General features: G+C 66.3%; 30 protein-coding genes and 2 tRNA genes. 21 read left to right on the top strand and 11 right to left on the bottom strand.

Annotation, left to right across the window (positions count from 1 at the left end; all coding sequences use genetic code 11):
• The 3 genes from ACFQEU_RS01980 to guaB form a co-directional block, all read right to left on the bottom strand.
• Window positions 1-856: DEAD/DEAH box helicase (locus ACFQEU_RS01980; protein WP_379778691.1), on the bottom strand; the 856-nt coding region annotated here is incomplete at its 3' end.
• A 125-nt stretch (window positions 857-981) separates the two neighbouring features.
• Window positions 982-1566 carry a HalX domain-containing protein gene (locus ACFQEU_RS01975; protein WP_379778689.1) on the bottom strand — a complete coding sequence of 195 codons (585 nt, stop codon included), beginning with the start codon at window positions 1564-1566 and terminating at the stop codon, window positions 982-984.
• Between the two features lie 164 nt (window positions 1567-1730).
• Window positions 1731-3218 (bottom strand): IMP dehydrogenase, encoded by a 1488-nt coding sequence (guaB, locus tag ACFQEU_RS01970; RefSeq protein ID WP_379778687.1) that lies wholly within the window; start codon window positions 3216-3218, stop codon window positions 1731-1733.
• Window positions 3219-3519: 301 nt separating this feature from the next.
• Here guaB and ACFQEU_RS18225 point away from each other — a divergent pair, with 301 nt between their 5' ends.
• The 15 genes from ACFQEU_RS18225 to ftsY all read left to right on the top strand — a co-directional run bounded on the left by ACFQEU_RS18225 (window position 3520) and on the right by ftsY (window position 12776).
• Window positions 3520-3726, top strand: coding sequence for a DUF8099 family protein (locus ACFQEU_RS18225; RefSeq protein ID WP_464383939.1), 207 nt, complete (start codon window positions 3520-3522; stop codon window positions 3724-3726).
• Window positions 3727-4785 carry a DUF5794 domain-containing protein gene (locus tag ACFQEU_RS01965; RefSeq protein WP_379778685.1) on the top strand — a complete coding sequence of 353 codons (1059 nt, stop codon included), beginning with the start codon at window positions 3727-3729 and terminating at the stop codon, window positions 4783-4785.
• A 94-nt stretch (window positions 4786-4879) separates the two neighbouring features.
• Window positions 4880-5101: a DUF5795 family protein gene (locus tag ACFQEU_RS01960; protein ID WP_379778683.1), complete on the top strand. Its 222-nt coding sequence runs from the start codon at window positions 4880-4882 to the stop codon at window positions 5099-5101.
• 112 nt (window positions 5102-5213) lie between these two features.
• Window positions 5214-5387, top strand: a tRNA-Trp gene (locus ACFQEU_RS01955).
• Window positions 5388-6068: 681 nt separating this feature from the next.
• The gene (locus ACFQEU_RS01950) at window positions 6069-6206 is read left to right on the top strand and encodes a DUF1289 domain-containing protein (RefSeq protein ID WP_379778681.1); all 138 of its coding nucleotides are present in this window, start codon (window positions 6069-6071) and stop codon (window positions 6204-6206) included.
• Between the two features lie 101 nt (window positions 6207-6307).
• A complete protein-coding gene (locus tag ACFQEU_RS01945; RefSeq protein ID WP_379778679.1) occupies window positions 6308-6592 on the top strand; it encodes a DUF357 domain-containing protein in 285 nt (94 codons plus the stop codon).
• 75 nt (window positions 6593-6667) lie between these two features.
• The gene (locus ACFQEU_RS01940) at window positions 6668-7891 is read left to right on the top strand and encodes a M20 family metallopeptidase (RefSeq protein ID WP_379778677.1); all 1224 of its coding nucleotides are present in this window, start codon (window positions 6668-6670) and stop codon (window positions 7889-7891) included.
• Between the two features lie 154 nt (window positions 7892-8045).
• Window positions 8046-8198, top strand: a complete 153-nt coding sequence (locus ACFQEU_RS01935; RefSeq protein WP_023498294.1) for a 50S ribosomal protein L39e — start codon at window positions 8046-8048, stop codon at window positions 8196-8198.
• Complete coding sequence (locus ACFQEU_RS01930) at window positions 8199-8477, top strand: 50S ribosomal protein L31e (RefSeq protein WP_379778675.1); 279 nt, start codon at window positions 8199-8201, stop codon at window positions 8475-8477.
• 1 nt (window position 8478) lies between these two features.
• Entirely contained in the window at window positions 8479-9144 is a 666-nt protein-coding gene (locus ACFQEU_RS01925; RefSeq protein WP_379778673.1) for a translation initiation factor IF-6, read from the top strand.
• Between the two features lie 65 nt (window positions 9145-9209).
• On the top strand, window positions 9210-10118 hold the full coding sequence (locus ACFQEU_RS01920) for an ABC transporter ATP-binding protein (RefSeq protein WP_379778671.1): 909 nt from the start codon (window positions 9210-9212) through the stop codon (window positions 10116-10118).
• Window positions 10115-10927, top strand: coding sequence for an ABC transporter permease subunit (locus ACFQEU_RS01915; RefSeq protein WP_379778669.1), 813 nt, complete (start codon window positions 10115-10117; stop codon window positions 10925-10927). Before ACFQEU_RS01920 ends, ACFQEU_RS01915 begins: the two co-directional genes overlap by 4 nt.
• Window positions 10928-11038: 111 nt before the next feature.
• Window positions 11039-11215 (top strand): 50S ribosomal protein L18Ae, encoded by a 177-nt coding sequence (rpl18a, locus tag ACFQEU_RS01910; RefSeq protein WP_379778667.1) that lies wholly within the window; start codon window positions 11039-11041, stop codon window positions 11213-11215.
• The gene (pfdA, locus tag ACFQEU_RS01905; protein ID WP_379778693.1) at window positions 11215-11667 is read left to right on the top strand and encodes a prefoldin subunit alpha; all 453 of its coding nucleotides are present in this window, start codon (window positions 11215-11217) and stop codon (window positions 11665-11667) included. The genes rpl18a and pfdA overlap by 1 nt, the downstream gene beginning before the upstream one ends.
• A gap of 11 nt (window positions 11668-11678) precedes the next feature.
• Entirely contained in the window at window positions 11679-12776 is a 1098-nt protein-coding gene (ftsY, locus tag ACFQEU_RS01900; protein ID WP_379778665.1) for a signal recognition particle-docking protein FtsY, read from the top strand.
• A gap of 84 nt (window positions 12777-12860) precedes the next feature.
• On the opposite strand, the gene ACFQEU_RS01895 is transcribed toward ftsY, so the two are convergent.
• Window positions 12861-14477: a long-chain-fatty-acid--CoA ligase gene (locus tag ACFQEU_RS01895; protein ID WP_379778663.1), complete on the bottom strand. Its 1617-nt coding sequence runs from the start codon at window positions 14475-14477 to the stop codon at window positions 12861-12863.
• Window positions 14478-14577: 100 nt separating this feature from the next.
• Between ACFQEU_RS01895 and ACFQEU_RS01890 the strand changes: the two genes are divergently transcribed.
• The 4 genes from ACFQEU_RS01890 (at window position 14578) to ACFQEU_RS01875 (ending at window position 16933) form a co-directional block, all read left to right on the top strand.
• Window positions 14578-14793 (top strand): hypothetical protein, encoded by a 216-nt coding sequence (locus ACFQEU_RS01890; RefSeq protein WP_379778661.1) that lies wholly within the window; start codon window positions 14578-14580, stop codon window positions 14791-14793.
• 97 nt (window positions 14794-14890) lie between these two features.
• Window positions 14891-14965 (top strand) — tRNA-Met (locus tag ACFQEU_RS01885).
• 105 nt (window positions 14966-15070) lie between these two features.
• Window positions 15071-15682, top strand: coding sequence for a translation initiation factor IF-2 subunit beta (locus ACFQEU_RS01880; protein ID WP_379778659.1), 612 nt, complete (start codon window positions 15071-15073; stop codon window positions 15680-15682).
• Between the two features lie 75 nt (window positions 15683-15757).
• Window positions 15758-16933 (top strand): M24 family metallopeptidase, encoded by a 1176-nt coding sequence (locus ACFQEU_RS01875; RefSeq protein ID WP_379778657.1) that lies wholly within the window; start codon window positions 15758-15760, stop codon window positions 16931-16933.
• 15 nt (window positions 16934-16948) lie between these two features.
• On the opposite strand, the gene ACFQEU_RS01870 is transcribed toward ACFQEU_RS01875, so the two are convergent.
• From ACFQEU_RS01870 to ACFQEU_RS01860, 3 genes are all read right to left on the bottom strand, one after another.
• Window positions 16949-17101, bottom strand: a complete 153-nt coding sequence (locus tag ACFQEU_RS01870) for a hypothetical protein (RefSeq protein ID WP_379778655.1) — start codon at window positions 17099-17101, stop codon at window positions 16949-16951.
• Window positions 17102-17232: 131 nt separating this feature from the next.
• On the bottom strand, window positions 17233-19581 hold the full coding sequence (locus ACFQEU_RS01865) for an ATP-dependent DNA helicase (RefSeq protein WP_379778654.1): 2349 nt from the start codon (window positions 19579-19581) through the stop codon (window positions 17233-17235).
• A 112-nt stretch (window positions 19582-19693) separates the two neighbouring features.
• Window positions 19694-20353 (bottom strand): HAD family hydrolase, encoded by a 660-nt coding sequence (locus ACFQEU_RS01860; protein WP_379778652.1) that lies wholly within the window; start codon window positions 20351-20353, stop codon window positions 19694-19696.
• 284 nt (window positions 20354-20637) lie between these two features.
• On the opposite strand from ACFQEU_RS01860, the gene ACFQEU_RS01855 reads away from it, so the two are divergent.
• Complete coding sequence (locus ACFQEU_RS01855) at window positions 20638-21114, top strand: TIGR00725 family protein (protein ID WP_465261111.1); 477 nt, start codon at window positions 20638-20640, stop codon at window positions 21112-21114.
• Here the strand turns inward: ACFQEU_RS01855 and ACFQEU_RS01850 are convergent, their stop codons facing one another.
• The 4 genes from ACFQEU_RS01850 to ACFQEU_RS01835 all read right to left on the bottom strand — a co-directional run bounded on the left by ACFQEU_RS01850 (window position 21115) and on the right by ACFQEU_RS01835 (window position 25114).
• A complete protein-coding gene (locus ACFQEU_RS01850) occupies window positions 21115-22050 on the bottom strand; it encodes a DUF4349 domain-containing protein (protein WP_379778649.1) in 936 nt (311 codons plus the stop codon).
• A gap of 138 nt (window positions 22051-22188) precedes the next feature.
• Complete coding sequence (locus tag ACFQEU_RS01845) at window positions 22189-22926, bottom strand: SOS response-associated peptidase (RefSeq protein ID WP_379778647.1); 738 nt, start codon at window positions 22924-22926, stop codon at window positions 22189-22191.
• Window positions 22927-23005: 79 nt separating this feature from the next.
• On the bottom strand, window positions 23006-24337 hold the full coding sequence (locus ACFQEU_RS01840) for an RNA-guided endonuclease InsQ/TnpB family protein (RefSeq protein ID WP_379778645.1): 1332 nt from the start codon (window positions 24335-24337) through the stop codon (window positions 23006-23008).
• A 201-nt stretch (window positions 24338-24538) separates the two neighbouring features.
• Window positions 24539-25114 carry a nitrous oxide reductase accessory protein NosL gene (locus ACFQEU_RS01835; RefSeq protein WP_379778643.1) on the bottom strand — a complete coding sequence of 192 codons (576 nt, stop codon included), beginning with the start codon at window positions 25112-25114 and terminating at the stop codon, window positions 24539-24541.
• Between the two features lie 104 nt (window positions 25115-25218).
• Here ACFQEU_RS01835 and ACFQEU_RS01830 point away from each other — a divergent pair.
• A partial coding sequence (locus ACFQEU_RS01830) for a nitrous oxide reductase accessory protein NosL (RefSeq protein WP_379778641.1) occupies window positions 25219-25758 on the top strand: 540 nt, incomplete at its 3' end.

The following is a 25758-nucleotide window of genomic DNA, read 5'->3' as shown; positions in this document are numbered from 1 at the left end:
TCCCCATCGCCTCGGCCAGCCCTGCGTCCGCGAGGTGCTCCGCGAGCGCGGCGGCCTCCGCTCGGGACCGGACGAACGCCAGACACTGCCCGCCGTCCGCGACCGTGTCGGCCACCAATGCTGCCGTGACCGCGGTGTCGTCGGGTCCCTGATCCTGGCTCGGGTCGTCCACATCGCGGCCGTTCGCGTCGACCGGTACGTCCCGCTCCGTCCCGTCGTCGAAGACGACATGGCCCCCGACACAGACGCCGGTGCGGAGGTCGACCGGTCGCCACTCCGACTCGACGAGCGTCGCGTCCAGCCAGTCGGCGATCTCCTCCGGGTTGTCGACGGTCGCGGAGAGCGCGACCACTTGAAGGTCGGATATCCGACGTCTGAGCGTCGCGAGTGTGACCTCGAGAGTCGGTCCCCGTCGTTCCGCGTCGAGAAGATGGACCTCGTCGACGACGACACAGGCGAGGTCGTCCACCCACGTCGCGCCGTTCCGGATCGCGGAGTCCACCTTTTCGCTCGTGGCGACGACCACGTCGTGTCCGGCCAGCTCCTCGCCGGTCGCGTCGAAGTCCCCGGTGGAGATGGCGGCGTCGACGCCCGGTAGTGCCGCGAACGTCTCGTACTTCTCGCGGGCGAGCGCCCGGAGCGGACAGACGTAGAGCCCCGGCCCGTCGGCCGTCATCAGGGCCAACTCGGCGATGAACGTCTTTCCCGAGGCGGTCGGGATCGCGGCGACGACGTTCGCACCGCGGCAGATACCGGCGTCGACGGCAGCCGCCTGGGGCGGGTAGAGCTCGCGGATCCCCGCCTCGGCGACGTGGTCGACAAACGGCCCTGGAAGCGGCAGATCGGAGACACGCATTCGACCGTGAGTTCGGCGCGACCGTATTTAAATAGTGTCCGGGCGTCGAGGAGAGTCTGTGGGTCGGGCAACGCCTGTGATCGGGGGTTGTCAGTCGTCGCGTGCCCGAGGTAGGCGAGAAACGCTTACTCGTCGGCGTCGAACTCCCGGAACAGTTCCTCGAAGTCGTCGTCGTCTTCCGTGACCGCGTGAAGCGACTCGTCGACATCCGAACGGAGCCGCTCGATCCGCGTCGAGAGTTCCTGATACTCCTCGTTGTCGGCGAGCTCGCTCGCGCTCTTTTCAGCCTCGAGCATCGCCTTCTTCGAGGTCAACGAGAACAGCTCCTGTACGCCCGAGTCGTACTCGCCGCGGCGGAGGAGTCCCGCGACGGTGTCACGGAGGGTGTCGCTGCTGACGGGTTTGACGAGGTAGTCGTCGAACCCCATCGCGAGGATGTCGAAGTCGGGTTCGACGGCCGTCACCATCGCGACACGGCAGTCGATACCGCGCTCGCGGACCGCCGCGAGAACCTCGTCGCCCGAGAGCCCCGGCATCCGTCTATCGAGGAGAATAGCGCCGACTTCGTCGTCCAAGTCGTCGAGAGTTTCGAGGGCTTCCTGGCCGCCGTATGCGGTGTAGACCTGATAGTCGTCGCCCAGCCACGCGGCGTACAGGTCGGCCAGATCGGGTTCGTCCTCCACCACGAGGACGGTCGGTTGTTCACTCATGGGTCACCCGAGCGACGAGTATCGCTCACACGTTTCGTATCCCCGCGTGCTATATTAAAATACCTCTTCGGTCGCGGTCGGAAGCCGTGTACCGTAGCGGATCTCCGCCATGATCGAGGTGCCAGTCGAGCTCCCGATCCCTTACCGAGGGGCTCGGCGCCCGATCACTCGCTCGGGCTGTAGTTCGGTGCCTCGTCGGTGATCATCACGTCGTGGGGATGGCCCTCTGTCTGGCCCGCAGAGGAGACGCGGACGAACTCCGCACGCTCGTGGACATCGGAGATCGTGTCCGCTCCGACGTACCCCATCCCGGAGCGCATCCCGCCGGTCAGCTGGTGGAGCTCCGACGCGAGCGTCCCCTTGTACGGAGTCGCCGCCTCGACCCCTTCCGGGACGAACTCCTCGTCGTCGTCATCGTCTTTCAGGTACCGGTCGCCGCCGCCGGATTTCATCGCCCCGACGGAGCCCATCCCGCGGTACTGTTTGTACTTCTTTCCTTGCATCGTGATGACGCGACCGGGAGCCTCCTCGGTCCCCGCGAAGTACGACCCGAGCATCACTGCGTCCGCGCCCGCGGCGATCGCCTTGATCGCGTCGCCGGAGTAGCGGATCCCGCCGTCGGCGATGACTGGAACGTCGTGATCGGCGGCGACGTCCGCGACCTCCGAAACGGCCGTGATCTGTGGCATCCCGGCGCCGCTGACGACCCGTGTGGTACAGATCGAGCCGGGTCCGATACCCACTTTCAGCCCATCCGCGAAGTCGACGGCGGCCTCGGCCGCCTCCCGCGTCCCGACGTTGCCGACGACGACGTCGGCGTCGACGGTCCCTTTTATCGCCCTCGCGGAGTCGAGGACGTTGAGGTTGTGTGCGTGTGCACAGTCGATGAACAGGACGTCTACCCCGGCCTCGTCGGCGGCGACCGCCCGCTCCTCCTCGAAGGGACCGACTGCGACGCCGGCGAGCAGTCGGCCGTCCTCGTCGCGAGCGGCGTCCTCGTGCTCTCGGCGCTGGAGCACGCCCTGCATCGTCACCAGCCCGACGAGGCGGTTCCCGTCGGCGACCACCGGGACGCGCTCGATCTTGTGATCGTACATGAGTTCGAGCGCCTCGCGGGCGTTGACCGACTCGGGCGCGGTGATCACCTCGTCCGTCATCGCCTCGCGAACCGCGTCCTCCTCGCCAACCTCCAGATACGGACGGATGTCGGTCCCCGAGATGATCCCGAGGACGGCGTCGCCGTCGTCGACGACCGGGGCCCCGGAGACGCCCTCGCGTTCCATCAGCCGATCGGCTTCCCGGACCGTGTCGTCCGGGGAGACGGTGACGACGTTCTCGCGGCGGATGACGAGCTCGTGGGCTCGTTTGACGCGTTCGACCTCCGCAGCCGTCTCCTCGACGGTCATGTTCCGGTGGAGAACGCCGAGACCACCCTCGCGCGCCATCGCGATGGCGAGGTCGCTCTCGGTGACGGTGTCCATCGCCGCCGAGAGCACGGGAACGGTGAGCTCGACGTTCCGTGACACCCGCGAGGAGAGATCAGCGTCGTCCGGTTCGACGCGGCTCTCCTTCGGTCGCAGCAGCACGTCGTCGAAGGTCAGCGCTTCCGGCACGTCGAGTTTCGAGGAAAACGGATCGGAGTCTGTCGCCATATAAACCGTCGTCACGGGGCAATCAAAAACGTTGCGAGTCGCCATGGACGTGCACCTAATTATCAATCAGTTCGCTTAGTTATACATTCTCGTGGATCGATATCGAACGGATCGAGCAGAGCGGTCCACGGGAATCGATCCGCATGACGCGCTCCGGCCACAAAAGCGATGGATCATCGATGTAAGTCCGGATATACTCCGAGATCGACGGCAGTATTTATATAATCTGGTTACTGAACTGCTGTGTCGTGCGGACAACCCTCACACAAACTTTAACCCAAGCGAAACTGATATATGAAGTATGGACTCCGACAGTCCCGTGAACGTCCGCATCGCCGGTCAGCCGAACCTCGAGCTCGGCGCCCGCTTTACAGCCGGCAATATGCGCAAACCGTTTACATGGACTCGTCGGACCCGTTTCGGATCCGACTCAGTATGCCGGTCCCTCGGCTATCGTGAGTCGCCTGTTTCCTACCGCGCCCCCGTCGGTCACGGGCAACGTCCCTGAATGAGCGTCTCACGTCACCCCGTCGCGCTGCGGTTGGAACAGCGGGTCGGCGGCGCGACGAAGCTGCTCGCTACCGTGATGGCGCTCCCGCTGATCGACGGGATATTCGCGGCGCTCGTCGTCGCAGGGGTGTTGGCGACGCCGACCGGCGTGATCGAGACAGGGATCCTCATCTTCGGCGGTTCGGCCACCATGGCCGTCATCCTCGCCGAGATGGAGGGATCCCGGAAGCAGATGGCGGCGTCGGTGTTGCTCATCGGCGCAGTCATTATCCCGGTCGCCGCGGTCCAGGCGGCGCTCGCCCCGACGCTCGAGGGGTTCTTGAACCTCGATATCTTCGAGCGGTTCGCGGGGCTCGTGATCCTCGCTATCGCGGCGAAGACGGCGAGCGCGGAGTTCGGCGAGTATCTGCCGAGCCCAGGAGTCATCATCGGCCTCGGCCTGATCGCGAGCGTGACCCCGAGCGGATTCGCGATCGAAACCTCGACCGAATACGTCGTTAACGGCACCGCGGCCGCGGCGATCGGCGTCGCCTTCGCGCTCGCCGTTGCGCTGCTCGCCCCACACCTGCGCGGTCGGGTCGACATCGACCGCTTCCGGTTCGGCTCCGCGGTCGCGCTCGGCGTGCTCGCGCTCCCGATCCTGTTGCGGCCGTTCGACCTGATGCAGACGGAAGTCCCAGTCGCGCTGGCGGTGCTCGGCGTCACGGCGCTGTTCGCATATGACCCCGAGGCGGCCGGGATCGCCTCCGACACCGGCTCCGATACGGACGACGACGACCCCGACACCCCGGACGAAGGGGGGTCCCGCGGTGACGGCCCGGCCGACAGCGCGTCGGACGAGGTCGACGTGGGCGACACGCCGGACGCCCCGTCCACCCCGCGGAAGACGCCGCTCGACGCGCCGGAGGTCACCGGCCGTATCGTCGACGACGATGTAGCGGTGACGGCGGCCGAAGACGAGCCCGCGGTGGCGTCCACGGACGACGAGCCGGACGCCGGCGGTGACGACTCCACGGATCCGTTCGTCGAGGACGACTCCCGCGCGCCGTGGCTGTAACCGGGGATCGTCGCGGGTTTTCTCCTCGTGTTCCGACTGCGCCGCGGCCGGCACGGGTGACGGGATTTAGGTAGTTCCGTCGTCTACAGCGGGTATGTCGAACCGCGTCGTGCAAGGTCGAATGGTGACGCCGGCCAAGCTTGCCGAGCTCGTCGAAGGGGAGCCCGTGTTGGAGACGGAGGATATCGCGGACGCCGACCGGGACTGCCCCGATTGTGGCGGCGACGTCATCAGCGTCGGCTACATGCCGAGCGTCACCGAGTTCGTGACCGGATACAAGTGCCAAGAGTGTGATTGGGCGGACGACGATCGGTAGGGACGCGCCGTCGATCCAAGGCTCGTCGACGTGCCGGTGAGCGGGCCGCGGATCGTCCCGGATCGAAACCCCTTTATCCGTGTTTCGGCAACACTTGATCGCAAGATCACGCGGGGCTGTGGCCAAGCCAGGCATGGCGACTGACTCCAGAGGCTACGCCCGGGACGACACTCCAGACTGATATACCGAGCGGCCGACTGATCATCGGTCGTATTGACGACCCTCTGGAGTTCCGAGGCGTACCGGAGATATCAGTCGATCGGGGGTTCAAATCCCTCCGGCCCCATTCTCTGCCGTCGCGAGCACGTTCGAGAGCGGCAGCAGTGTGCTGAGGAGGGATTTGAATCAGGGAGCGCCAGCGACCGTGGTTCATGATCTTCCGGTCCTACTAATAAACCGACTGAACTGAGATCTAGAAAGAGCGTCAACCTTGGCGTGAAGGAAGCGGCCGGGCAAGGGTAACTTGGTGAGTTGAACAATACTCGACCATATGGTCGAAAAGGCCCGTCAGCACGAAGTAGTTTCCCGTGAGGACACGTCGATGGAGCGGCGTGTCCTCGCGGCGTTCTTGACCATACTGGCCTCTCGTACCGGCGAATCAAACCGTTTGTTGATCGTTCGTATGAAGCGAACAGACAGTGCTTTCATCGACTGGATCACCTCTTCGAGCCCGACTGCCGGGATCGACAAGAAATCGCCGTCGATGAGGCGAAAATTGGGACTGATGGCACCGAACATTACGTCTGGGCGTCAGTTGATCGTGGGACGCTCGAAGTGCTGATAGGACCAAATCAGAAACGCGATCCGCGTACGGATCTCGCGGAATCTCGTCGGTGCGACACTCCCACGCCCCTCGTCGACGCCTCGGCTCATCGATCGGATCACGGCCGACCCGTACGTTTATTCTCGCTCCGCCACACCCTCACGGCATGCACGCGGATCGAGCGAACGACGGGGGAGTCTCAGCGTGACGGAGTCGCCCTGTATCGACGTCTGTGAGCTCGAAGGCGGCGAGTGTACCGCCTGCGGGCGCACGCTCGAACAGATCGCAGCGTGGTCCTCGCTCAGCGACGAGGAGCGCCGCGAGATCATGGACGAGTTATAAGCGCCTCCCGAGACCGTCGTCCCGGCTTATATACTCTCTTCTCCCCCACCGCGTCCCCGCTCCGCCGCCGACGTTTTACTCACGCCCGGACACGTCCCCGTATGAGCGCCGACTTGGCGGAGAAGACGGACCGGTACGAGCGAATGCTCGCGGACGCGATCGCGGCGGCCGAACCCCGGCCACCGACGGACACGCCGCTCGGCACAGCCGCCGCCGATGTCTTGGAGATGGCGGAGTCGTATCTGGCGGACGGCCGCCACTTCCGTGCGGACGACGACCCCGTGAACGCGCTGGCGTCGTACTCGTACGGCTACGGCTGGCTCGATGCCGGGGTCCGGATGGGACTGTTCGCGGTGCCCGACGACACCGAGCTGTTCACGACGTGATCCGCCCCGGTGCCCGGGTTGGAATACGACCCGCACCGAACCGGGTTTATATACCCTCGAACGGACGGGATCGGCATGGAGGAGACGGACGAGACGGGGACGGCCGGCGCGACGGAGACGGTCGATAGGACCGGAGTAGCGAACGAGCTCGCCGAGCTGACCGAGCGGCTGGTCGCGATCCCTTCCCACGAGGACGAGACCGCCGCCGGTGACGCGATCGAGGCGTGGCTCCGGGCAGAAACCGACGCGACCGTCGAGCGCGACGCCGTCGGGAACGTGATCGCTTATCAACGAGGACCCGACGGCGACACGGCTCCCGACGGCAGCGACGGGGGTCCCGACGAGGCGGACGCAGTCGACACCCTCGCGCTCGTGGGCCATCACGACGTGGTCCCCCCCGCGGAGCGACAGACGACGGGCGAGGGGACCGCCGGCGAGTACGTCGTCGAGCGGCGTGACGGCCGGATCCACGGCCGGGGTTCGGCGGACATGAAGGGAGCCGTCGCTGCCTGCTTGCTGGCGTTTCGGGACGCGACCCCGCCGCCCGGCCGCGAGCTCGCGGTCGCCTCGTTCGTCGGCGAGGAGGTCGGTGGGGAAGGAGCACGTCACGCGATCGACGCGGGGTTCGTCCCCAACCACGCGCTCGTCGCCGAGGGGTCGACGGACTACTCGAAGCCGGGCGTGACTGACGTCGCCGTCGCTCACAAGGGACGGCGGGCGTCGACGCTCGTGGCGACCGGGACGGCGGCACACGCCTCCGAACCGGAGGCGGGCGAGAACGCGGTGTACCGCGCCTGCGACGCGGTCGCGGCCGTCAGGGAGCTCGACGCGCCGACGGCGACCGTCTTCGGCGAGTCGGTGACGGGCTCCGTCGTCGTGACGAAGCTCCATGGCGGCGAGACCTGGAACGCGGTCCCCGACCGGTGTACGGTTACGATCGACGAGCGGACGGTCCCCAGGGACCGCGCCGATATCAGCCGCGCGACCGATGCGGTTCCCGGCGTCGAGTGGACCGTCGATCAGGACCTCCCGCCGATGGCGTGTCGGGACGCGACGTTCGCGGACGCGGCGCTCGACGCGGCGCGAGCGGTCCACGCCGACCGCGGACTGGACACGCCCGAGCACGTCGTGAAGCCGCACGCGACCGACGCGGGATGGTTGTCGGCCGCCGGAACGGCGGCTGTGGTGTGTGGTCCCTCCGAGCCGGGCGAAGCGCACACCGACACGGAGAGCGTCTCGATCGGTGTCCTCGAACGGTGTTACGAGACCTACCGCGAGCTCGCCGAGCGCGAGTGGTGAGTCGCGGCGGCTACGATCGTTACCCACGGCAGTCGACGACTCCGGTCCGCGGCGATGAGCGGAACGGAGGCGACTGGGAACGCGGCCCCCCGGCCCGCTCCGACCGGTTCGTATGGAAGGGGTTTTATGCGGTCCGCGGGAACTGTGTGCTACTATGGGAGACAAATCGAAGGCCAAAAAGAAGCGTCTGGCGAAGGCGGAGCGCCAGAACACCCGCGTCCCCGCGTGGGTCATGATGAAGACCGACATGAACGTCACGCGAAACCCCAAGCGGCGCAACTGGCGGCGCAACGACCTGGACGAATAAATGAGCACCAGTGAGTTCGAGGAGCGTGTGGTCACCGTCCCGCTCCGTGACGCCAAGGAGAAACCGATCCAACAGCGCGCCGACTACGCCGTGAAGATCGTCCGCGAGCACCTCGCGAAACACTTCTCCGTCGACGGCGAGGAGGTCGTTCTCGACGCCTCGATCAACGAGGCGATCTGGGCGAACGGGCGACAGAACCCGCCGAGCAAGCTCCGCGTCCGTGCGGCCCGGTTCGTCGAGGACGGCGAGCCCGTCGTCGAAGCCGAGCACGCCGAGTAACGTGTTACGGGCGACCTTCACCGGCTCGTCGTACGTGGGGGTCTTCGCCCGCGTCGTCGACGACCTTCTGCTCGTCAGGCCGGACGTCGACGACGACCTCGCCGCGTCCCTCGGCGACGAGCTCGACGCGGACGTGCTTGCGACTACCGTCGGCGGATCGAACACCGTCGGCTCGCTCGTCGCCGGCAACGAGAACGGCGTGCTCGTCTCCGAGCGAGCGACCGAGCGTGAGCGCGAGCGGATCGCCGCGGCCGCGGACCGTGAGGTCCGCGCGCTCCCCGGGCGGATCAACGCCGCCGGCAACGTCGTCCTCGCCAACGACTACGGCGCGTACGTCCACCCGGACCTCCCGCGGGAGGCGATCACGACGATCAAGGAGACGCTGTCCGTGCCCGTCGAGCGCGGCGACCTCGCCGACGTTAGGACCGTGGGGACCGCGGCCGTCGCCAACGACACCGGCGTCCTCTGTCATCCCAAGTCCCGCGAGGCCGAACTTCAGGCGATCGAGGAGGCCCTAGACGTTCGCGCCGACCTCGGGACGATCAACTACGGCGCGCCCCTCGTCGGCTCCGGACTCGTCGCGAACGACGACGGGTACGTCGTGGGCGAGGACACCACCGGCCCCGAGCTCGGCCGGATCGAGGAGACGCTGGGGTTCATCGACTGACTCGTCGGTTCGATCACCTCCACTCCTCCCACCATTTTAACCGACTGGACCGAGTCGTCGCCGGTATGCCCGCGATCGAGTGCCGCGATCTCACGAAGTACTACGGCGAGGTCCGCGGGATCGAAGACGTCTCCTTTACTGTCGAGAACGGCGAGGTGTTCGGGTTCCTCGGTCCGAACGGGGCCGGGAAGACGACCGCGATCCGGACGTTGCTCGGATTCCTTCGGCCGACGGACGGCGGCGGATCGCTCCTCGGCCACGACATCACCGACGGGGCTGCCCTCCAACGCGCTCGCGAACGGATCGGCTACCTGCCCGGCGACCCGGGGCTTGACCGGGACCGAACTGCCGGCGCGTTCCTCGACCATCAGGCCGACCTCCGCGGCGAGGTCCGCCGGGCCGATCTGGTGGCGCGGTTCGGACTCGACGAGTCCCGCCGGATCGGCGACCTCTCGCGGGGAAATCGACAGAAGGTGGCGCTCGTCGCCGCGTTCATGCACGACCCGGAGCTGCTGCTGCTCGACGAGCCGACCTCGGGGCTCGACCCGCTCTTACAGGAGCGGTTCAACGAGCTCGTACGCGAGCGGGTGAACGCGGGCGCGAGCGTCATGCTCTCCTCACACGTCCTCGGCGAGGTCGCCGCGCTCTGTGACCGGGTCGGCGTGATCCGCGACGGGCGACTCGCCGCGGTCGAGTCCGTCGATGCGCTTCGCTCGCGCGGCGGCAAGCAGGTTCGGGTTCGCGTCGCCGAGGACGTCACCCGCGCCGAGTTCGAGATCCGCGGCGTGATGAACCTCCGAATGGGAGAGACCGTCTCGTTCACGTGGACCGGCGAGTACGACGCGCTCGTCGACCTGCTGGGCCGGTTCACGGTTCACGATCTGGAGGTCGTCGACGCCCCGCTGGAGGAGGCGTTCATGACGTTTTACGATGGGGAGCGTGGTGACGGTGCGGACGCTGGAGGTGTATCGTGAGCGACCGGTCCGCGCCGTGGCTCGCGATCGCCCGGTACGAGGCGGCGGGTCGCGCGAGGGGGGCTGGCGTCCTGACGGCGCTGCTTTCGGCGTTCCTGCTCGTCTTCCTCGCGTTCTTCCCGTCGCTCGCGGCCGCCGACATCGATCTCGACGCGTACGTGGACGCGTTCCCGCCCGCGTTCCGCGAGGCGTTCGGGGTCGTCACCATCTCGACGATTGAGGGGTTCCTCGCCGTCGAGTTCTACCAGTTCGCGTGGCTCCTGCTCGTGGGCCTGTACCTCGCGTATTTGAGCGGCGAGAGTATCGCCGGGGACGTGGCGTCGGGCCGGATGGACCTGACGCTCTCGGGACCCGTCCCGCGCCGAGACGTCGTCGTCGGGAAGTTCCTCGGCCTGTGGCCGCTGGTCTTCCTGTTGAACCTCGTACTTCCCTTGGTCGTCTACGCGGGAGTGATCGGCGTCGGCGAGACGATCGCGGTCGAGCGGCTCGTCGTCGTCCACGCGCTCGCGGTCCCGTATCACCTCTCGTGTGTCGCGATCGGCGTCGCCGTCTCGACCATCACCTCCCGGCCCGGGATCGCCCAACGGGTATCGCTCGGAACGCTCTTCGCGCTGTTCATGTTCGAGTCGCTGGCGTCGGTGTCGGAGTACGACTGGCTCGGAGCCGTGAGTCCGACCGCCCACTACGACCCGAGCGCCGTGCTCGTCGCCGGTGAGTACGACTGGGCCGGAGGTGCGGTGCTCCTCGCGGTCACGCTGGCGCTCGTGACCGTCGCAGTCGTCCGGTTCAGTCGGGCTGATCTCTCCTGACTACCGGCAGGCGTTTCGCGTCGCTTAGGGCCGCCCGACGTCGGGACCCGTCCCGTGAGTCGCTCTCCGCTTTTAGGAAGATACTTCCCTGTCCCTACCGGATCCGTGGACATGAGTACCTACACGGTGAGTGGGCGGTTCCAGAGTCGTGACGGCGACCAGCCGTTCACCAAGGACGTCGAAGCGGAGAACGAAGACCTCGCGCGCGAGCGGATATACACGCTCGTGGGGAGCCAGCACAACCGAAAGCGCACCCAGATCGAGATCGAGGAGGTGTCCGCGGCATGATGGGTGGCGGACAACAGCAGCTCCAGCAGCTCTCCCAGGAGCTCCAAGCGCTCGACGAGGAGATCGAGGCGCTCGAAGCCGAGATCGAGGAGTACCGCGAGGAGCAATCCGACATCGACGACGCCGTCGAGGCGATCGAGACGCTCGATACGGGTGCCACGGTTCAGGTCCCGCTCGGGGGCGGCGCGTACGTCCGCGCCGAGGTTCAGGACATCGACGAGATCGTCGTCTCGCTCGGTGGCAACTACTCCGCCGAGCAAGAGCAGGACGACGCCATCGACGTCCTCCGTCGCAAACAGGAGGCGCTCGACGACCGCATCGAGGAGACGCAGGACGAGGTCGACGAGCTCGAATCCGAGAGCAAGGAGCTCGAACAGCAGGCCCAGCAGATGCAACAGCAGATGCAACAACAGCAGATGCAGCAGATGCAGGCCCAGGCCGACGACGAGTGAGGTAATCGACCGTGTTCGACGGACTGAAAGACAAGCTGAACAGCTTCCGGGAGGACGTCGAGGAGTCGACCGACGCCGACGCGGACGCTCCTGAGGAGGCGGACGTCGACGACCCGGCCGAGAGTGACGTCTCCACGGGGTCCGGCGACCGGACCGAAGCGACAGCGTCACCGGTGGAAGAGACCGGCGACGACTCGTCCGAGCCGGACGATTCGACCGAGCCGAGCACCTTCCAGCGCGCGAAGGCGTTCGCGACCGGCCGGATAATCATCGAGGAGGAGGACTTGGAGGACCCGTTGTGGGACCTCGAGATGGCGCTGCTCGAAAGCGACGTGGAAATGAGCGTCGCCGAGCGGATCCTCGAAACCGTCCGCGAGACGATGCTCGGTGAATCCCGAAAACAGGTCGAAACGACCGGCGAGCTCGTCGAGGCGGCGTTACACGACGCCCTGCTCGACGTCATCGCGGTCGGGCAGTTCGACTTCGAGGAGCGCATCGCCGAGGCGGAGAAACCCGTCACGATCGTCTTCACCGGCGTCAACGGCGTGGGGAAGACGACGACGATCGCCAAGCTCTCGGAGTGGCTCGCCGAGCGCGGCTATTCATCGGTGTTGGCGAACGGGGACACGTACCGCGCCGGCGCGAACGAACAGATCGGCGAGCACGCCGACCGCCTCGACCGGCAGCTGATCTCCCACGACCAGGGCGGTGACCCCGCGGCCGTCATCTACGACGGGATCGAGTACGCACAGGCCAACGACATCGATGTCGTGCTCGGCGACACCGCGGGTCGCCTCCACACTAGCGACGACCTCATGGCACAGCTCGAGAAGATCGACCGCGTCGTCGACCCCGACATGACGTTGTTCGTCGACGAGGCGGTCGCCGGGCAGGACGCCGTCAACCGCGCCAAGGAGTTCAACGAGGCCGCGGCGATCGACGGCGCGGTGTTGACGAAGGCGGACGCCGACTCCTCCGGCGGAGCGGCGATATCTATCGCGTACGTCACGGGCAAGCCGATCCTGTTTTTGGGGACCGGACAGGGATACGACGACATCACTCGGTTCGACCCCGAGGCGCTCGTCGACAGCCTTCTCGGCAAGGAGTGAGCGGAAGGCGGCGAACCCCGGACGGCGAGCGGCGTCAGGGCACGACCCCGCCGTCGATCGTCGGCACGCCGTCGGCCGACCCGATCACCCCTCGCCGACCATCCGGTCCTCCTCGTCCCACTCGCGTTCTCTGAGTTCGTACTTCTGGATCTTGCCGGTGGCGGTCGTCGGCAGCGCCGAGACGAACTCGACCTCGCCGGGCGTCTTGTACGTCGCGACACGCTCGCGAACGAACTCGCGGAGCTCCTCTTCGGTCGCGCCTGCGTCGTTCGGATCACCGCTTTCGGGAACGACGAACGCCTTCGGGGTCTCCCCCCACTGGTCGTCGGGGACGGGGATGACGGCGACATCGGAGACGACGTCGTGCTCGAACAGGGTGTCTTCCAGTTCGATCGACGAGATGTTCTCACCGCCGGAGATGATGATGTCCTTCTTGCGGTCCTGGATCGAGACGAACCCGTTCCCGTCGACGACGGCGAGATCGCCCATGTGATAGTAGCCGTCGAGCCGCTCGGAGAACGCCTCCTCAGTCGCGTCGGGCTTGTTCCAGTACCGGTCCATCACCTGGTTCCCGCGGACGACGATCTCCCCGATCGTCTCGCCGTCGGCGGGGACGTCCGCACCGTCCTCGTCGACGACGCGCACGTCCGTCCCGAGATAGCCGATCCCCTGCGTCTTCTTGACGGCGAACCGGCCGTCGGCGTCCGCGTCGAAGTGTCGCTTCGCGTCCGACGTGGTGACGAGCGGTCCCGTTTCCGTCGCACCGTACACGTGCTTCAGGTCCCAGCCGAACGTCTCCTCGACCGTCCGGATCGTGGCTTCGGGCGGGGCGGCACCGGCGGTCGCGACGCGGACGTCGTTGTCTCCCGCGGTCGCACCGCCGTGCTCGTCGTAGTGGTCGCCGAGCATGTTGAGCACCGTCGGCGCGGCACAGAAGTACGAGACGTCTTCCCCGCGGATCCGCTCGAAGACCTCGTCGACATCGACGCCACGGGTACAGACGTGTCTCGCGCCCATCCCCGTGATCGCGTAGATGTGTCCCCACCCGTTGACGTGGAACATCGGCAGTGTCCAGAGATAGACGTCGTCGTCGGTGATCTCCTGGTGGATCGTTATCAGGTACGCGTGGAGCGTTTCCGCGCGGTGGGTCCGACAGACGCCTTTGGGATCCCCCGTCGTCCCGGAGGTGTAGTTGATCGTAATCACGTCGTCCTCCTCCATCTCCGGGCGTTCGACGCCGTTCGGGTCGGCGTCCGCGAGGGCGTCCTCGATCGACTCCCAGTCGCCGTCGACGGCACTCGGGTCGTCAGTGAGGAACGTCGTCGTGGGGACGTCCTCGCGGACTGCCTGAACCTTCCCGGCGTACTCGGCGTCGGCGTAGATCGCATCGACTCCCGCGTCCGAAAGCATGTATGAGAAGTCGTCCGGTGTCAGTCTGTAGTTCAGCGGCGTGTGGATCGCGCCGATCCCCATCGTCCCGTAGGCGGCCTCGAGGTGATAGTGGGTGTTCGGGTCTAACACCGCGACACGGTCCCCCTTCTCGACTCCGCGAGCCTGTAACGCAGCGGAGAAGCGATCGGCCCGCTCGCCGAGCTCCCCGTAGGTGTAGCGGGTGCCGTCCGTGGCGAGCACCGCTTCCTCGTCCGCGTAGTGTCGTCGAGCTCGGTCCAAGAAATCCGTCACCAGTAGTGGCTTTCGCATCGTTCATCACTATCGATCAAACATAAAAAGCGTTTGCGACCGGCGCAACTCGGCCGGATCCGTACGGGGGTTTTATCCGATCGGGCGGCAACTCCGAACGATGACCGACGCGTCCGGCGGCGTTACGTTCAGCGACGGATACGTCGTGCCGATAACCGGGCTGTTGGCGTTCCTGTTCGCGCTGATGGCCGGGATGAGCGTGTTCCCCGCGCTCTCCGGATCCGCTGCCGACCTCGCCCTCCCGATCGTGTTCGGTCTTGCGAGTCTCGTCTGTGTGTGGATCCGGCAACGATACGTCGCGGCCGCCGAGGCGTGACGTCCCCGGGCCGTAACGGGGTTCGCCGTGCGGCAAGTAACCGCACACTGGCGGCGGGATCAGAACCCTTAACAGTTTACCGAGGTTTGTTTCCAGTAGCGGGATGGGATAGCCAGGAGATTCCGCCGGGCTCATAACCCGGAGATCGGTAGTTCAAATCTACCTCCCGCTACTTCTCCTCGAACTGCCGGCGAGAACGGTCGCCTGAACCCGTTTAGCCCCCGGCCTCTCGGCCCAACCCGGAAGCGATTTCCGTCCGCCGGGCGTTCATCCGAACATGGAATACGAATCGAGCCTCGACCGCGCCATGGACGCGGTCCCGGACCTCGGCGGCTCCGACGAGCGGCTGACGGTCCCCGACCCCGAACACCAGAAGGACGGCGCGTTCACTCGACTGACGAACCTCTCCGATATCGCGGACGCGCTCGGACGGGACCCGGAACACGTTCATTCGAAGATCCAACAGGAGCTCGGTACTGCCGGGCAGTACGAGGACGGACGCGCCAGATACAACGGCAACTTCCGTGAACGGGACTTCCAAGCCGCGATCGACTCGTACATCGAGTCGTACGTCACCTGCTCGGAGTGTGGGTTGCCGGACACGCGCCTCGAAACCGAGAACCGCACCCCGATGCTCCGTTGTGAGGCTTGTGGAGCGTTCCGGCCAGTCGCGAAACAGACGACGTCGAACACCCAGCGCCAAGAAGAGGCGATCGAGTCGGGCAAGACGTACGAACTGGAGATCGTCGGCACCGGTCGCAAAGGTGACGGCGTCGCCGAGCGCGGCGAGTACACCGTTTTCGTCCCCGGCGCACAGGAGGGCGAGACGGTTCGTGCGTACATCAAGAACGTCTCCGGCAACCTCGCGTTCGCTCGACGGGAGAACTAACCGTTCACGTTTTCGCTGTCTCAACCGATCCGCCGCTACCCCACCGTTTATCCGACGGTTCGCCGGATCGTTCGTATGGCGACACGAGTTCCTGACACCGAGTTCGACGACCGGCTGGCCGCGATCCGTGACCGGTTGGCGGACACCGATGCCGACGCGGCCGCGTGGTTCGGTGCGACGTCGATCGAGTATCTCACCGGGTTCCATCACATCCAGACGGAACGACCGGTCGTGCTCGCGGTAACGGACGGCCGGATCGAGATCACCGTTCCTCGCCTCGAGGTCGAGCGGGTCGAGCCCAACCCGCGGATCGACCGGGTACACCACTACGCCGATTATCCCGGCGGGAAGCCGATCGAGGTTGCCGTCGGGATGTTTCGGGGCCTCGATGTCGGAGCCGTCGCAGCCGACGCCGATGGCGCTCCCGGCGTGATGGGGTACCAGGGCCCCGCACTCTCGGAGTTCCTGGACGTGGAGTCGCAGTCGTGGGTCGACCGGATGCGCTGGGAGAAATCCGACGCCGAGATCGACTTGATCCGCGAGTCCGCGAAGTGGGCCAACCTCGGACACCGCTACCTCGCGGAGTTCTCCGAGCCCGGCGCGCACCCAGCGACGGTCTCACAGCGTGCGTCCATGGAGGCGTCACGCGCGATGCTCGACACCCTCGGCGACACCTACAGCGTCCGTGTGCGCGGCGACGGTCCCGTTCATGCGGGGTACATCTCCGGCGAGGAGACGGCGCTTCCTCACGGTCACACGCCAAACGAGCGGCTCTCGGAGGGCGACGTCCTGATCACCGGCGCGAGCGCGAACGTCGACGGGTACCGTTCCGAGCTGGAGCGGACGATGTTCGTCGGCGACTACAGCGACGAACAGGCGCACTACTTCGAGCTCATGCTGGAGGCACAGACGCTCGCGATCGACGCGCTCGGTCCGGGCGTCCCCGTTGCCCACGTCGACGAGGTCGTCAACGACTACTTCGAGGAGCAAGGGATCACGGAGCTCGCACAACACCACGTCGGCCACAACATCGGGCTCGGTGGCCACGAGCCGCCGTACATCGACGAAGGGTGGGGGGAGGTCGCCGAGGGAGACGACGCCCTGATGGCACCCGGTCAGGTGTACACGATCGAGCCGGGCATCTACACGGCGGAGTACGGCTATCGCCACTCCGACACGATCGCCGTCACCGAGGACGGTATCGAGTGGCTCACACACTTCCCGCGGGACATCGACGCGAACGTCGTCTGACAGGATCTCCGGGAGTTAATCCACGCGCTCGACGACGATCGGGTGACCGGTCTCCTCGCCGTGTCGGGTCGCGAACTCGTCGGCCGCGTCCCCGACGTCGAACACTCGTTCGGTGGTACAGCGCCGGCAAACGACGTGATACCGTTCGTCCTGCGTTGCGGTTTCCATACTCGGGGGAACTACCCCACCCCGGATAGTTACGATCTCCTTACTCGGCGGTATGGCCGTCCTTCCCGGCGGTTCTGGAGCGTCGGCTCGACTCACCGATCGCCAGCGCTTCGGCCCCGATCGCCGGCCACTCACCTCGCCTCGAACCGGTCGAGCGCGACCGACAGCATGTCAGTGCTCACCGGTTGGAACTCCTGGCGCTCGTGCTCCGGGAGGTAGCCCCGCACGCCGTTCCACGACTCGCGCGCGTAGCGGGCGTCGAGGAGGACTCTAACGCCCCGCTCGTCCGGGCCACGGATCACCCGCCCGATGGCTTGTCGTGCCTTCCGAACCGCCGGAACGGTGAGTGCGGTCTCGAAGCCGGAGTCGAACCGTCGGTCGTACGCGGTGATGACCGCGCGGGTGCGCGGGCGAGCCGTGTTGATGATCGGGACGCCACAGACGACCGCCGCGGCGAGGCGATCGCCCCGGTAGTCGACGCCTTCGGTCAGCGTTCCCCGGAGGCTCGTCACGAGCACTTTGCCCTCGCCGGCGAAGAACGCCGCCTTCAGCGACTCCGTCTCCCTGTCACCCGACGATTCGTCGAGGAGGACCGGCTTGTCGAGGCGTGCTTCGAGCGCGTTCGCCAGCCACGAGGCCTCGGCGTAGTTCGGCGCGCCGACGAGGACGTTCCCGTCGAGTCGGGCGACCGCGGCCGTCGCGTCGAGGTGGGCCAGCCGCGTCTCGTTCCGCTCACCCGGCGCGCCGCGGTTGTCGTGAGTGAACTTCGGTGCGTCGACCGCGAAGCTCGCCCGGTTCTCCGGCGGGAACGTCAGTCCGTACGTCCGCTCGACGACCGGCCGCCCGCGTTCGGCGAGGTGGTCGAGCCCGGTTACCTCCCGGAACACGTCCATCGGCTCGAGCGTGGCGCTCATCACGACGCCGCCGCCGAACTCGCCGAGTCGCTCCCCGATCGGTTCGCTCGGGAGACAGTTGTACAGGGCGAGGCTCGCGTTGTACGCCCGCCGCCAGGAGTCGGGCGGCGCGGTCTCGTCGTCGGTGCGTTCGAGGTCGATGGCTCGGAAGAACTCCTCGTGTCCCTCACGATACCACGCGTTGAGCGTCCGTCCGACACCCGGAGCCGCCCGCCGCTTGTCCTCGTCGGCAAGCGTGTCGAGGACGCGCTTGACGACCGCGCCGACCGCGGGCGCCCGCGACCAGACCCGGTCGTCGTACCCTTCCTCGGTCGCCCACGTCGTGATCGCGTCCTCCCCGGGTTTCTCGGGGTCACGGAGCGGGAGCTCGTCGTCCTCGAGCTCGCGCATCGATGCCCGCCAGTCGTGGTGCTCGCGGTCGAGGTGCGCGGTCACGCGGCGGTCCAGCTCGGACCGGAGGTCCGCGTAGAACTCGCGGACCGCTTCGAGCTCCGCGAGGCTCACGTCGCTGTCGGCCAGCTCCCCACGGACCAGCTCCGCGTCGTCAGACTCCGCACCCTCCGTTTCGAAGGAGAGCGGCTGTACGACGCGGGTTATCTCCGAGACCGCGTCCCGGAGGCTGGCGTCGGCGACCGCGTCGCTGACGAGGTCGCGCACGCGCGGTTCGAGCATGTGCGCCTCGTCGCACACGACGAACGTCGCGTCGTCGAGCAGCGCTCCGGTGAACGTCCCCGTAGTGACGGGGTCGAACGCGTGGTAGTAGTTCCCGATCACGACCTCGACCTCCGGGACGAGTGCGCCCATGACGGAGTGCGGACAGGAGCCGTGGCCCGCAGCCAGTCGCACGAGCTCGTCGGTGTCCACGTGGCCGAGCGCGGTGACATCGAACGGAACCGCCTCCGCCGGGTCGCCGCCGTCGTCCGGGAGATCGTCGAGAAAGCCCGCGTAAAATGGACAGAACTCGGTCCCTTCGAACTCCTCGGTGTCGGGACGGTACGGGGTCGGCTCGCCGTCGACGGTGAGGTACTCGGCATCGCTCCCACCGGAAACGGACGAGGCCGATCCGGAATCCAGCAACCCGACCTGCTGGCTTCGCGCGTCGTCGGCGAGCGCCGCCGCGGTCGTTTTACCACCCTCCCCGGTGAGGTTCCGTGTCCGCTCGCGCAGCCCCTCACACCGCTCGTACACGTTCTTGCGGTCGATCCCGCCACGGTTCTCTCGGGCGTACGGACAGACGTCCGCTTTCCCCACTAGCGTGAGCCCGGACACCGGCTCGTACCCGTCCGGGAGATTCGCGTTGATCGTTTCCAAGTCCGTCTCGAACTGTCGCAGCTGCTGTTTGACGCTCGTGAGTACGAACACGCGTTCGAAGTCGGAGTCGGGGTCCCGGACCCGGTCGATACCCGCCGTCAGCGCGAGCATCGTCTTGCCGGTTCCACACGCGCCCTCCAGCGCGAGGAAGCCCCCGTCGCTGGCGGCCCCGATGGCCGCGTCGATCCCGTCAGCCTGTTCGGGATACGGCTCCGCGTGGCCGAACACGTCGGTCCACGATGGGTCGGCAGTCACTACGGCGGGGTTGTTCCCCCCAGCCGTTAAGGTGTCGGGATCGGGCGACTCGACCGATCGGTCACGCTGCGACATCGCGTGCGATGAAACTATCGAGACGTCGCCGAACCGGTCAGGTCGAACAGACGTCGAAGAGGTCGTCTAGCGAGTCGATCTCCCAGGTCGGCCAGACGTTGAGCTCCCAGTCACGACGGTGCGGCCGGCGGATGAACGCGGAGTCGACGCCGGCGTTCTCGGCGGCCTTGATGTCGGACTCGTTGTCGCCGACGAACAGCGCCGATCCGGCGTCGAGGTCGCTGAGCGCCTGTTCGAGGTAGTGTGGGTTCGGTTTCCGCAGCTGGAGGCTGTGGATCGTCGGTTCGCGCCCGTACGCGGCCCCGAACTGTTCGAACCCCTCGAAATGTTCGACGAGAAAGTCGACCGTCGCCTGCTGGTTCGAGGAGACGATCCCCATCTTTACGTCGAGCTCTTTGAGCGTGTCCAGGTCGTTGTACGGGGTCTTCCGTCCCTCACGTGCCTCCTGCTGTTGGGCGCGCGAGACGACGTCGTCCCGGGTGCGCCAGAACGAGCCGGGGTCGAGATCGTACGTCTGACAGACGGTACCGACGCTACCGGGGGTCGCGCCGATCGTCATCCGCTCTACGTCGTCGGGGTCGGGGTCGTCGACACCACACTCCTCGAACGCGTCCCGGGTCGCTTCCCGGAGCACGTCGAAGCGCGTGCGGCCGACGAGAACACCGTCGTTGTCGAAGACGACGGTATCGTATCTCATATCCTCCGTGGACGCCGAGCACTTAAAAGTGTTTCACCAACGAACGGATCCGATTACAGCCGTCGAAAACCCGTCACACACCTGAATAACGCTCTCATCACGTCGTGTCCGGCTCGCTCGTCAGGTACGAGTCAGGACGGGGACAGCGCTGGGCGGGTCGAAGGCGCTAGGCGGGCCGGAAGCGCTGGGCGGGTCGAAGGTGCTAGACGGGCCGAAAGCGCTGGGCGGGCCGAAAGCGGTAGGGGATCGGGAGCAACACGGACGGGCCCGCCGACATCCTTTATATACGTCTCGCCCCGAACCGTCGTATGCGCGTCAGCGTCATCGGCGGGAGTTCGGTCCCGCCGGACACTGCGGCGGTCGCAACGGAGCTGGGAAGCCTCCTCGCAGATCGGGGACACACGGTCGTCTGTGGCGGACTCGGCGGCGTGATGGAAGCGGTGTGTCGCGGCGCTCGTGAGGCCGGGGGCGAAACGATCGGGATCCTGCCGACGGCGCGCCGCGAGGACGCCAACCCGTACGTCACCACGCCGATCGCGACCGGGCTCGGCCACGCCCGTAACGCCCTCGTCGTACTGAACGGTGACGTCGTGATCGCGATCGACGGGTCAGGGGGGACGCTCTCGGAGATCGGCCTCGCGTTGGCACACGACCGGGTCGTCGCCGGACTCGACACACACGACGTAGACGGTATCGAAGCGGTCGACTCGCCGGCGGCGGCCGTCACCCACGTCGAAACCGCCGCGACCAAGCACGAATAGCTACCCGAGCGACGACCGATCCACTCGCCGGGCGATCACGAACCCGACCACCCCCAGTGGAACGACCGCGGTGATCACGTACGGGGCCGCATACGCCGCGGCGACGACGGCCGCTCTGAGTGCGGTTCCCACGCCGCTCACCGATTCGAGGAACGCGGCCGACACCCCGGTGTCGTACCACGCTTCCGGCTCGTCGGGGTCCACTTCGGGCGGCTCCTCCGCGAGCTGGATCCGGATCGTCGCGAGGGCGACGCGCTCCTCTAATGACGCCAGACGGGCTTCGAGCCGCTCGATCTCTTCTTGGGTGTCCGCGAGCTCCGACTGGACCGCGAGGACGTCTTCGGTCGTGTTCGCGTCCTCGTAGAGGTCACGGAGGCGGTCGCGCTCCGCCTCGCGGTTCTCCAACCGCGCCTCGAGGTCCGCCACCTCCTCGCCGACGTCTCGGCTCTCCGTCGACGCCCGTTCGACCTCGCCGAGCGCTTCTAGGTCGTCCATCGCCGCGTCGAAGTCGTCGCTCGGCACCCGGACGACGAGCTCGCCGACGGTGTACTCCTCGTCGTCGCGCTCGCGGGTCTCCCGTGTCGCCTCGCTCACGAACCCGTCGTACGACGTGACGACGTCTCGAACCTCACCGTCGGCCGACCCGTAGTCGTCGACGGTCAGTGCCAGCTCGCCGGTCCGTATAAGACGCTGCTCGGCCGCGAGAGTCGCCCTCGCGTTCGTCTCTCCGTCAAGCGAGGCGTCCATGTACACCTCGCCGCCGCTGAACCCCGTTCCGTCTCCCACTTCGACCTCATCAAGGGCGTCGTCACCGGAGGGGCCTTCCGTCTCGACCGTCGCTCCGGGTGCGTCATCGGCGTCGCCGAGGCCGGCACAACCCGCCAACAGGACCGTCGCCACCACCGCCGCGACGAGTAGCAGTCGTCTCGTGTGCATGGTCGGCCCGAGGACCGGAACCACGGTAAAAATACGCAAGGCACAAACGCGCGTTTGTGTCTTCGATTTGCGTGGGTAACTGCTGAACCGTCCACCGGCCGGGTCGGCTCGATCGATCCGACTCGGCCGCGCGGCTCGTCACTCCCCGGCGACCGGTTCGATCAGGTCTGGACCGTCCGCACCCGCGGCGTTCACCCGAGTTGACACCGGAAACGCCCGCAGCTCCGCCGCCGGATACGGGTCCAGCAGCGCCGCTGCTTCCGCCGGCTCGCCGTGGAGCCACGTCGATTCCTCCTCGGGCGCGAGGACGACGGCCATTCGATGGTGGAGGTCGGCGACCAGCTCGTTCGGCTCCGTCGTCACGACGGTGAACGTCTCGACGACACCGTCGTCGGACACGCCGTCCGGATCGGCCCCGTCGCCAGTATCGTTCTCCCCGCCGTCAAACGCGCCGAGCCCCGTCTGTGTCGTCTCCGGCGTCGGCGGCCGCCACCGCTCGTACAGCCCCGCCATCGCGAACGGCCGGTCGTCGGCGAACGCGACGCGGTACGGGCGTTTCCGGCCGCCCTCGTCGACCCACTCGTAGAACCCGTCGGCCGGAACCAGACACCGTCGGGACTCGAACGCCTCGGCGAAGCTGCGCTTCTCGCGTACCGTCTCGGCTCGGGCGTTGATGAGCCCGAACGACTCGTCCGCCCAAGACGGTGTCAGCCCCCACTCCATCCACGTCGCCCGTCCCGGCGTACTGTCCGCGATCACCGGGAGCCGTTCGCCTGGCGCGCGGTTGTACCCGGGCTCGTACCGCTCGCCGAACGTCGCGCCGAATCGGGACTCGAGCACGGCCGCGTCGGCGAACAACGTATAGCGTCCACACATATACGACGGAGCTCGGCCGCCACGCGCTTGACATCTTCCCCGCCCTGAAGGGCGAGGATTCCCGACCGCCGTTGGGATATTACGGTTCGCGGCTAACAGCCTGTTCTCGTGGGGCGAAACGGCCCTCTCTACGGTCGAACAGGTGAACCGCTGGCTGTGCCAACCAGCCGTTATCCCTATCGTCGTCCCCAGAACGCGAAGCGTTCTGGTGTGCGGACGAGACGCTTTGCGTCTCGTCAACGCCATCCGTGGCGAGACTCGGGAGTACCTTTTGTCGAATGTTCTCAGCACCATTCACGTCCGCGTTCGCTACTGTACCGCACTCATCGCAGACATACAGACCACGTTCGACACGTTGGCTGTCATCTGTGTGACCGCACGCCGAACACGACTTCGATGTATCCCGTTCCGACACCAACTCCACGTCGATACCCTCGGCTTCCGCCTTGTAGTCCAGAAGCGTTGTGAAGCGGTCGAACGCCCACCCATGCAAGTCGAGATTGCCGTGGTCGCCCCAGTTTCGAGGGTCGCCGTTCTCGTCGTCTTCTCGGATGCCGCCGAGATCGCCAACGACAATCGTTCCGATGCCTCGTTTGACACACTCCTCCACGAGTACTTTCGAGAGGGCGTGCAAGAAGTGCGTCCGACGACCCGTTCGCTTGCGGTCGAGACGAGTGGCTTCACGGGACGAGGAATCGTCGCACTTTGCTTTCTTCTTTGTGAAGTAGTACTCGTCCTCTTTGAGTGCGCCACCGGGATACAACACGGATTCACCGCCGAAGGAGACGGCGGCAAAGTTGCATATCCCGAGGTCAACACCAGCCACCTCGTCTCCCGGCGGTTCCGCGTCGATGGTGGTGCGACAGACGAATTGTAGTCGCCACTCGTCGCGCTTGTAAATGGCGCGAACCTGCTGAATGTCCCACTCGGTCAGGTCAACATCCGGGCGAGTCTGGTACTCGCAGAGGATGAAGTCCGAACGGTGTTCTTTCAGGTTGCGGCCTTTCGAGAGGCGGACACGGGTGAACTGTGCGTCGTGCTTGAAGCCAGCCGTTTTGAACGACACGGTTGAACGCGGGTGGGAGTCTCCGTGTTTCCGGTAGCCGGGCGGTCGGGCACGGTTGTCGCCGTTCCGACGCTTACCGAACCAGCCGTTGAACGCTTCAGCGAGTTCTTCGAGAACGCGCTGACTGGATTGAGAATGCAAGTCCGTATAGCGTTCGTGGCCTTTGAGTTCGGCTTTGAGTTCCCCGTCATCGGGAATCTCGCCCGTTTCGTCCCACTGTTCTTGTGCATAGTAGCGACCGACGTTCCAGAGTTTTGAGGCGGCCCATCCGAGCTGATCGAGGTCGCCACGAACCTGTTGCTGGTTCGTAATCGTGGCCTCGAAGGTTCGGATGGTTCGACTCATTTTCTGGCTTCATAACCAGTTATGGATGCTATTTTCTTAATAGTGACGATTGGCGTGGAATATCCAGCCTTGCTATCGACGGTGGATTGTGTAGGAGTTGTCGGCTGTATCCCCGCCCTAAAGGGCGGGGTTTTAGCCTTGAAACTTCCATAAGTCAGTGGAGAGTGGAGTGCGCGACAATCCGACTTCGCCGTCGAGGGGTTACGAGAGGCCTTCGATGACCTCGCGGTCGACGTCCTCGGCGTCGATCGCCTGCCCGCCGTACGACTCACGGAACGATTCCACGTCCTCGTCCGCGGAGAACGGGATCAGCTCGGGGCCCATCGCTCCGGCGACATCGCTGCCGGCAACGACGGTCAACGACGCGGTGCGAGCGAACGCGTCGCTCTCGACGTGCGACGAGAACAGCACGTCTTCCCCCTCCTCGAACACCTCCTGTTCGACGAGGGAGTAGTCGGTGAGGAACGTCACGACCGGATCACGGTCCGCGTCCACCTCGTCGAACCGATACCGGTACGTACAGGTGCTACTGCAGAACTGTGCCGGGCGGCCCCCCTCAGGCTCGTCGTCAGCGAAGTGGATCTGTCCGACCGGCCCCGGGTGGTCCTCGACGATCATTCCACACTGGTCGCACGAGCGTTCCCCGTCGAGCGACACCGGATCGATCGCCTCCCCGTCCTCGCCGCCGAGGCAGCCGGCGACCGCCACGCTTCCGGCCGCGAAGACGCCCGTCAACACCGTTCGTCGGTTCGTCCCTGAACCGTCGGATTCGTCCATACGCTCGATCGACCGCGCTGCCCGAAATACCCACCGTAGCGGTTCAGTACGGCGTTCGAGGAACAAACCAAACCGTCTATACGCGTGCTTGCACAACGTATCACGTGACACGGATCGACCCGTTCGACGAGGGTTCGCGGCTCGTCGGATGGCTAGCGGTCGCCGTCGTGCTCCTCGCGGCGGTCGTCACGGCCGGCGCGTTCCTCGCCGACCCGACGACGGCGACTCCGGACCCGGTCGCGTACGACGACACCGTCGAGCTCGGCCTCTCGGCGGAGACGGACGCTCAGATGGCCGGTGATGCGACGGTCCCACGTGCACAGGTGTTCTACTCGCAGTACCAGTACGTAGTCGGATACAACGGGGTCGGGACGCTTATCGAGGCGCTCGAACGCGACCGAACGGACCGGCAGTTCGGCTTCCCCCTCGTCGTATACGTGTCGACGTTCGACGGATCAGACCCGACGACGACCGACGATGAGCTGTTCGCGGCGACTGACAACCCGGCGTGGACACCGGCCACCGACGCGGTGTACGTGGTCGGCTCGAACGCGCGCTCCCCGGCAGGCGAGGTGGTCGTCCCCTTCGCGGACCGAACGGCCGCGACGGCGTTCGCCGCAGACCACGGCGGCGAGGTCGTCGAC

Source organism: Halorubrum tibetense (assembly GCF_042661865.1).
Classification (GTDB): Archaea; Halobacteriota; Halobacteria; order Halobacteriales; family Haloferacaceae; genus Halorubrum; species Halorubrum tibetense.
Note: the sequence above shows the minus strand (reverse complement) of the source record. Positions and strands in the feature narration are given on the sequence as shown.

Bases quoted from the DNA above. Each gene is read 5' to 3' on its own strand.
- ACFQEU_RS01975 (WP_379778689.1), bottom strand. From the start codon at position 1,566: ATGAGTGAACAACCGACCGTCCTCGTGGTGGAGGACGAACCCGATCTG.
- guaB (WP_379778687.1), bottom strand. From the start codon at position 3,218: ATGGCGACAGACTCCGATCCGTTTTCCTCGAAACTCGACGTGCCGGAA.
- ACFQEU_RS18225 (WP_464383939.1), top strand. From the start codon at position 3,520: ATGGACTCCGACAGTCCCGTGAACGTCCGCATCGCCGGTCAGCCGAAC.
- ACFQEU_RS01965 (WP_379778685.1), top strand. From the start codon at position 3,727: ATGAGCGTCTCACGTCACCCCGTCGCGCTGCGGTTGGAACAGCGGGTC.
- ACFQEU_RS01960 (WP_379778683.1), top strand. From the start codon at position 4,880: ATGTCGAACCGCGTCGTGCAAGGTCGAATGGTGACGCCGGCCAAGCTT.
- ACFQEU_RS01945 (WP_379778679.1), top strand. From the start codon at position 6,308: ATGAGCGCCGACTTGGCGGAGAAGACGGACCGGTACGAGCGAATGCTC.
- ACFQEU_RS01940 (WP_379778677.1), top strand. From the start codon at position 6,668: ATGGAGGAGACGGACGAGACGGGGACGGCCGGCGCGACGGAGACGGTC.
- ACFQEU_RS01935 (WP_023498294.1), top strand. From the start codon at position 8,046: ATGGGAGACAAATCGAAGGCCAAAAAGAAGCGTCTGGCGAAGGCGGAG.
- ACFQEU_RS01930 (WP_379778675.1), top strand. From the start codon at position 8,199: ATGAGCACCAGTGAGTTCGAGGAGCGTGTGGTCACCGTCCCGCTCCGT.
- ACFQEU_RS01920 (WP_379778671.1), top strand. From the start codon at position 9,210: ATGCCCGCGATCGAGTGCCGCGATCTCACGAAGTACTACGGCGAGGTC.
- rpl18a (WP_379778667.1), top strand. From the start codon at position 11,039: ATGAGTACCTACACGGTGAGTGGGCGGTTCCAGAGTCGTGACGGCGAC.
- pfdA (WP_379778693.1), top strand. From the start codon at position 11,215: ATGGGTGGCGGACAACAGCAGCTCCAGCAGCTCTCCCAGGAGCTCCAA.
- ACFQEU_RS01895 (WP_379778663.1), bottom strand. From the start codon at position 14,477: ATGCGAAAGCCACTACTGGTGACGGATTTCTTGGACCGAGCTCGACGA.
- ACFQEU_RS01890 (WP_379778661.1), top strand. From the start codon at position 14,578: ATGACCGACGCGTCCGGCGGCGTTACGTTCAGCGACGGATACGTCGTG.
- ACFQEU_RS01880 (WP_379778659.1), top strand. From the start codon at position 15,071: ATGGAATACGAATCGAGCCTCGACCGCGCCATGGACGCGGTCCCGGAC.
- ACFQEU_RS01875 (WP_379778657.1), top strand. From the start codon at position 15,758: ATGGCGACACGAGTTCCTGACACCGAGTTCGACGACCGGCTGGCCGCG.
- ACFQEU_RS01870 (WP_379778655.1), bottom strand. From the start codon at position 17,101: ATGGAAACCGCAACGCAGGACGAACGGTATCACGTCGTTTGCCGGCGC.
- ACFQEU_RS01860 (WP_379778652.1), bottom strand. From the start codon at position 20,353: ATGAGATACGATACCGTCGTCTTCGACAACGACGGTGTTCTCGTCGGC.
- ACFQEU_RS01850 (WP_379778649.1), bottom strand. From the start codon at position 22,050: ATGCACACGAGACGACTGCTACTCGTCGCGGCGGTGGTGGCGACGGTC.
- ACFQEU_RS01845 (WP_379778647.1), bottom strand. From the start codon at position 22,926: ATGTGTGGACGCTATACGTTGTTCGCCGACGCGGCCGTGCTCGAGTCC.
- ACFQEU_RS01840 (WP_379778645.1), bottom strand. From the start codon at position 24,337: ATGAGTCGAACCATCCGAACCTTCGAGGCCACGATTACGAACCAGCAA.
- ACFQEU_RS01835 (WP_379778643.1), bottom strand. From the start codon at position 25,114: ATGGACGAATCCGACGGTTCAGGGACGAACCGACGAACGGTGTTGACG.